Origin of the sequence: Vibrio sp. MED222, from assembly GCF_000153005.1 — a bacterium.
Taxonomy (GTDB): domain Bacteria; phylum Pseudomonadota; class Gammaproteobacteria; order Enterobacterales; family Vibrionaceae; genus Vibrio; species Vibrio tasmaniensis_A.
On sequence record NZ_CH902607.1, the window covers coordinates 184819 to 190818 of the forward strand.

The window sequence follows — 6000 nt, forward strand, 5'->3', positions numbered from 1 at the left end:
TAAATAAAACGTTAAATATCGAAAGTTAATTAACAATCATTAAGGAGTCGATGATGTTACATGCTCACGAAAATACCCTACATATTACCCACCTCAGTAACCATGCAGTTAAGGAGTTGTCACCTTCATTCTCTAAGCTACCAAGCACAGAGCATGCAGATGGCCAGTTCCGATTGAGAAGGTACTCAGTGGTTGAATTCAGTAATGGACAAGTCGTTGAGCTAGACAAACATAACTTTGTTCAGTCTGAAAACATTAATCACTTTCAAGGTGATGTTGTTCGTCAGTTCGAGCCGATTGAAGCGAATATTCTAAGCAGCGAAGGCATGCAAGAGATGTGTGAACTGTTTATTGAAACCAACGGGCTTGAAGACGGGCAAGAAATCGAAATTCATCAGATCCGCATTGCCGCTATTTTTGAAGAAACTCAGGTTGCCCCTGAAGGTGTCCACCAAGATGGTTTTGACCATATCGCTTTGATCGGTGTGAACCGTCACAACATTGTGGGCGGTGAAATCATGCTGTATCAAGATTCACATGAAGCGCCATTCTTTAGAAAGGTGTTGGGCGATGGCGAGGTTGCGATGCTGGCAGACAGTAAGCTTTGGCACAATGCACAACCGATTCGCACCATAGACCACGATGAGATGGGCTATATGGATGTGTTTGTTCTAACAGCTAAGGATGCGCGCAATGTCCTTCACTCTTAATGATGTGCGCCAACAGTTTAGTGCTTTAGGCCAATATCATAACGGCAAGCCTGTGACCTTTTTTGATGGGCCAGGTGGATCTCAGGTGCCAGAAAATGTTTTAGCTTCGATGACCGAATACCTAGGACATTTCAATTCAAACCTAGGCGGCCACTATTTTTCTAGCCAAAAGACGACGAGCTTAATGCAGAAAGCGCGAGAAGCGGCGCAAGCACTGCTTAATGCTGAATCTTCTGGCAACGTTGTGTTCGGTGCGAACATGACATCGTTGACCTTCCAACTTAGCCGAGCGATCAGCCGCGATTGGAAAGAGGGCGATGAAGTTATCGTCACGGCGTTAGATCATTACTCGAATGTTTCGAGCTGGCAGCAAGCGGCAGACGACAAAGGCGCGATTGTTCGCCAAGTTCGCGTAGACGAGTCGGATTGCAGTTTGAATATGGCGCATTTTGAATCGCTGCTTAACGAGAAAACCAAGCTTGTCGCGGTGACGTTTGCTTCGAACACGACAGGCTCGATTGTCGACATGGCAAAAGTTATTGAGCTTGCACATCAGCATGGCGCGCAGGTTTATGTCGATGCCGTGCATTACGCACCGCATCATTTGATTGATGTTCAGCAACTGAATTGTGATTTCTTAGCGTGTTCAGCGTATAAGTTCTTCGGCCCGCATGTGGGCATTGCTTATGTTGCGCCTCAATGGCTACACACGTTAAAGCCTTACAAGGTTGAGCCTGCAACCAATATCGGCCCAGGTCGATTTGAGACAGGTACGCAAAGCTTCGAAGGCCTTGCCGGTGTGATTGCGGCGGTAGATTACTTGGCGCAGTTAGGTGATCCAGCCGATTCATTGCGTTCTCGTTTAGAGCAAAGCTACGCGCTGTATAATAAGCATGAAAGCCAACTCAGTGAGTACTTCCTTAAACGCTTGTCCGATCTTGAAGGGGCAAAGCTTTACGGAAAAACCGAATTTGATTCGAACCTAAGAACCCCAACCTTTGCGATTACCTTTGAGAACCATTCTCCAGAGTTCATCGCCAAGAAGTTGGGTGAGCATAATATCTGTGTGTGGAATGGTCACTTCTACGCACTAGGATTGGTAAAGCAATTGGGTATTGAAGAGCAGGGCGTGGTGCGTATTGGTTGTATGCATTACAACTCGATTGAAGAGATCGACTTGTTGTTTAATGTGCTTGAAGGGATCTTGCGAAGCCACTAGCTGGAGTAATTAGCAAGAAGTCACTAGTACTTTAATAGCGACAAAATTAGAAAAGAGCATACTTCTCTCAATAATATTGAGTAGGAAGTATGCTCTTTTTTGTTTGATTGAGCTTATATCTGTTTAACGGCAGTTATTCTATTAGGACGGTTACTAAGACTAAAACCGTTAATCGATTAACTCCATGACTTAACTAAGACAACTGCTTAACGAGAGCTGCACCTACTGCGTGAGCACTGGTTGGGTTTTGGCCGGTAATCACTCGCTCATCAACAATTACAAGCTCATGCCAAGGTTGAACCTTGTTGAAACGCGCTGCGCTACGAGCAAGAGATTCTTCCAATAAGAACGGAATGTCATTGATGGTGCCAAAGTCGATTTCTTCTTCACGTGTAAAACCAGTCACAGATTTAGAGCTCAGTAACTTCTCCCCGTTGCTCAGGACAATCGGAAGCAGTGCTGCTGGGCCGTGACATACTGATGCGATCACACCGCCATCTTCATAGTGCTTAGCCGTAATAGCTGCGAATTGCTCGTCGGTTGCTAAGTCAGAAAGCAAACCGAAACCACCTGGGTAGAAGATAGCATCGTAGCTTTCTACGTTAATTTGGCTTACAGGAATCGTGTTATTAATGCGGTTCTGGAAGTCATCATCAGCCAGGATCTCGGCGTTTACTGAATCACATTCAATATCGGTTCCGTACAATGGGCCTTTACCACCCTTGATAGACGCGATGTCGTACTCAAAACCCGCAGCAATGATCTCTTTCAGTGCATGAGTCAGTTCAGGCGCGTAAGTACCGTTCGCTTGATCTGTATCGCCTAGTGTTGCGTGGTTAGTTACAGGTATTAGTATTTTTTTCATGATTCGTCCCTTTGAGCACGTTTGTTTGGTTTCAGCGTCGTTGTTTTGCTTTAGGCATCGTGGTTTTTATTTAGAAAACCAAAGTTTTCAATTGAGATTCCGCTGTTTCGTTACCTGTAATACTAGTAGTAAACCATTTGAGTGATAATATGCCGAATAGGCAAAACATTATTGCTATATAGCAATAGTCGGATGTGAATTAGTCGAATGTGAATTCGTTAGACGTTAACAGGTGAAGTATGGATAGCTTTGAAGGTATTAATGAATTTGTTGCCGTAGCGGAGTGTCACGGCTTTTCTGCGGCCGCGAAACAACTTGGTTGCAGTACCAGCCATGTCAGCCGCCAAGTATCGAGATTAGAAGAGCGGGTAGGCGTGGCTTTACTGGCTCGATCCACTCGTATGGTAAGTTTGACGGAGTCTGGGCATACGTATTATCAGCAATGCAAAGATCTGGTTATTGGGCTGCAACAGGCGAATGAACAAGTCACATCTCAACAAGCTCAGTTGAGCGGTACATTACGCGTGAGTGCTGCGGGTGCGTTTGCTGAAAATCATGCTGCCGCGGCGCTGATGGAATTTGCCAAAGACCACCCTGATCTCACTATCGAAATGAACTTCAATACCAATATGGTTAACTTTATTGAAGATGGTATTGATTTCGCGATTCGTTATGGTCGGTTAGATGATTCTGGTTTGGTGGCAAGGAAGCTGGTGGATCGGCCAATGGCAGCGGCCGCGAGTCAGAACTACATCGATCAATTCGGTTCTCCAACACAGCCTGAACAGTTGAAGTGGCACAGCTGTATTATTGCCAACAGTGATCAGTGGTTGTTTGAGAAAGATGGAAAACCGTTAAACGCGGTGCGCGTACATGGGCGTTGGAAAAGCAATAACTCGAGTGCGGTACTTAAAGCTTGTGAAGGAGGGCTTGGCATTGTTTATCTTCCCAAAAGCAGCTTCAAAGGCGGTCTTGCCAATGGGAAGCTCGTTCCAGTGCTAGAAGAATATTGGGGAGCAGGTACAAGCAGTTGGATCGTATATCAAAACCGTCGCTTTCTTCCACAGAGAGCAAGGCTGGCTATCGACTTCTTAGTTTCTTATTTTTCCGATTGGAATGAATAACCGAATAGATAATGCTTACATAGCTATACAATATCCTTGTTGTTTTTTGATGTGCGTAATAAGAAGGTGCTATTTGTCTACTTTTGATGACTTACGCTTACGATTGAGTTGTAGAGAAGCCTAAAGCAGTACGATATACTAGATATCATATTAATGTCCCTAACGCGTGATAGATTGTGTGGAAGCGTTGGCAGGATGTGTTGTTATGCTTCGGCTTATGAAGTGTAGCGAGAATGCGGAGTTGGCAATGTCTTCAATAAATTTCGAATCCACGTACGGTGTAATAACGATTCAAGATATGAATGTAGTGAGTGTTGACGCTAACTATGCTCGCATCTATGGATACCAATCACCGGAAGAACTACTTTCTGATATCGATAGCTTTCTAGATCTCATCTCAGAAGAGTACCATGTTTTAGCCTATCAAAATTACCTCGAAACGGTCAGTGGTCAACGAGATCCTCAGGTTCACACCTATACCAATGTTGATCGCAATGGCCGAGAGTTTACTGTGATTTCTATCGATCATGTGACGGAGTGGCAGGGAAGACCTGCACTGCAAGTCACGGTTATCGATCTTTCCCCTGCGATTCAGCTGCAAAATGCAGTGCGTGAGCAAGATAAGATGTATCACGACATGATCATGCAATCAGAGCAGGGCATCTTGGTTCACCGAGATTTCAAACCGTTGATGGTCAATCAATCCTGGGTAAAACTGCAAGGTGGATCTTCCATAGATCAAGTCTTAGCGCTGGATTCGATTCTTGACTTAGTGCCACAGCAGAATAGCGACGGCATCTATAAACACTATCAAGCGATCGTGTCGGGTGAGTTGTCGGGAACCAGTACCGTGGTTGAAAACATTGGCTTTGACGGTGTTCATCGCTTCTTTAATATTTACGATAATGCAATTACTTGGAAAGGTCAGCGGGCCGTTCAAGTGGTACTCGAAGATGTGACTCAAAAGGTGATGTTGGAGAAGCAGTTGGTTCACCAAGCGAATTACGATGAAATGACGGATCTGCTTAATCGTAGGGCGATTTATGAATGGTTAAGAGAGCACATGTTCTCTAAAAACTACCTTGTCTGTATGCTACTAGATATCGATGACTTCAAGTCGATTAATGACACTTATGGTCATATGGTAGGTGATGAGGTAATTTGTGCTTTAGCTAGCATAACCAAGCGTAATGCCGAGAAAGTTGGTGGAGTAGCAGGCCGTTGGGGTGGTGAAGAGTTCATTCTATTTATCCCCAATACGTCTCTTGAAACAGCTCTCGAAGTTTCAGAAGAGATTCGCCAACAGTTCAATCAAGTCGAGTTCAAAGTGGGTGAACAAATTCGTTTTAACTCTAGCGTGAGTATCGGAATCAGCGATAGCCGAGCGTGTGAAGACGGTGTCACTATTGACGCACTCGTGAATTTAACCGACCAATCTCTTTATCGCGCGAAAGCCAATGGCAAGAATTGTGTAGACGGAGATGTAGTCGCGCTTTAACGCCTAAAACCGTCATCGAAAGCGAATAGAATCGACAACAAAAAATGCCCTCAAGTCATCACTTGAGGGCATTTTAGTTTTTGGCTATTAACTGAACGCTTCTCACTATAAGAAACGCTTCTAACTATAAGAAACGCTTCTAACTATAAGAAACGTTTAAGTTCTATAAATTAGGCAGACACTTCCACTTCGTAAGAACCAAATTTACGGATGTTAATCACGCCAGTATCTAGGATAAGGTATTGACCTTTAATGCCTTGAAGTACGCCCGTCACTTCAGGGTTCTTATCAAAGTTGTGCGATACAATTTTCACAGGGTGCTGTTCAACTGGGTAGCTCAATGAAGTAATGCTCTCACTGAGCACCTCGATAGCATCATCACCAAACTTCGCTCTGATCTCTTGAATCTTATCTTCTACAAGTGGCAATAGTTCTTTGGCTTTTTCAACCAACTCCATATCGTCACCGTCGCCTTTTAGCAGCGTGCGCCAGTTGGTTTTATCGGCGATGTGTTTTGCTAATTCGACTTCAATAAGGCCAGAGATCTGACGTGTTTTTACCTTCAAAATAGGTAGGCCTTGAGT

6 protein-coding genes are annotated in these 6000 nt (G+C 44.4%); 4 read left to right on the plus strand and 2 right to left on the minus strand.

All coding sequences use genetic code 11. From position 1 onward, the window contains the following. The first annotated feature begins 53 nt into the window (after positions 1-53). Both MED222_RS13915 and MED222_RS13910 read left to right on the plus strand, forming a co-directional pair. Positions 54-710 carry a 2OG-Fe dioxygenase family protein gene (locus MED222_RS13915; protein WP_009846467.1) on the plus strand — a complete coding sequence of 219 codons (657 nt, stop codon included), beginning with the start codon at positions 54-56 and terminating at the stop codon, positions 708-710. Continuing rightward, entirely contained in the window at positions 694-1929 is a 1236-nt protein-coding gene (locus MED222_RS13910) for a cysteine desulfurase-like protein (RefSeq protein WP_009846468.1), read from the plus strand. The genes MED222_RS13915 and MED222_RS13910 overlap by 17 nt, the downstream gene beginning before the upstream one ends. Positions 1930-2122: 193 nt before the next feature. On the opposite strand, the gene MED222_RS13905 is transcribed toward MED222_RS13910, so the two are convergent. Then, on the minus strand, positions 2123-2794 hold the full coding sequence (locus MED222_RS13905) for a type 1 glutamine amidotransferase domain-containing protein (RefSeq protein ID WP_009846469.1): 672 nt from the start codon (positions 2792-2794) through the stop codon (positions 2123-2125). 239 nt (positions 2795-3033) lie between these two features. On the opposite strand from MED222_RS13905, the gene MED222_RS13900 reads away from it, so the two are divergent. Both MED222_RS13900 and MED222_RS13895 read left to right on the plus strand, forming a co-directional pair. Further along, a complete protein-coding gene (locus tag MED222_RS13900) occupies positions 3034-3918 on the plus strand; it encodes a LysR family transcriptional regulator (protein WP_009846470.1) in 885 nt (294 codons plus the stop codon). Positions 3919-4165: 247 nt separating this feature from the next. Further along, complete coding sequence (locus tag MED222_RS13895) at positions 4166-5416, plus strand: sensor domain-containing diguanylate cyclase (RefSeq protein WP_442852142.1); 1251 nt, start codon at positions 4166-4168, stop codon at positions 5414-5416. Positions 5417-5586: 170 nt separating this feature from the next. On the opposite strand, the gene MED222_RS13890 is transcribed toward MED222_RS13895, so the two are convergent. Beyond that, a partial coding sequence (locus tag MED222_RS13890) for a DUF2797 domain-containing protein (RefSeq protein ID WP_009846472.1) occupies positions 5587-6000 on the minus strand: 414 nt, incomplete at its 5' end.

Excerpts from the sequence above, each read along its gene's own strand:
- MED222_RS13895 (WP_442852142.1), top strand. The coding sequence starts at position 4,166 with ATGTCTTCAATAAATTTCGAATCCACGTACGGTGTAATAACGATTCAA.
- MED222_RS13915 (WP_009846467.1), top strand. The coding sequence starts at position 54 with ATGTTACATGCTCACGAAAATACCCTACATATTACCCACCTCAGTAAC.
- MED222_RS13905 (WP_009846469.1), bottom strand. The coding sequence starts at position 2,794 with ATGAAAAAAATACTAATACCTGTAACTAACCACGCAACACTAGGCGAT.
- MED222_RS13900 (WP_009846470.1), top strand. The coding sequence starts at position 3,034 with ATGGATAGCTTTGAAGGTATTAATGAATTTGTTGCCGTAGCGGAGTGT.
- MED222_RS13910 (WP_009846468.1), top strand. The coding sequence starts at position 694 with ATGTCCTTCACTCTTAATGATGTGCGCCAACAGTTTAGTGCTTTAGGC.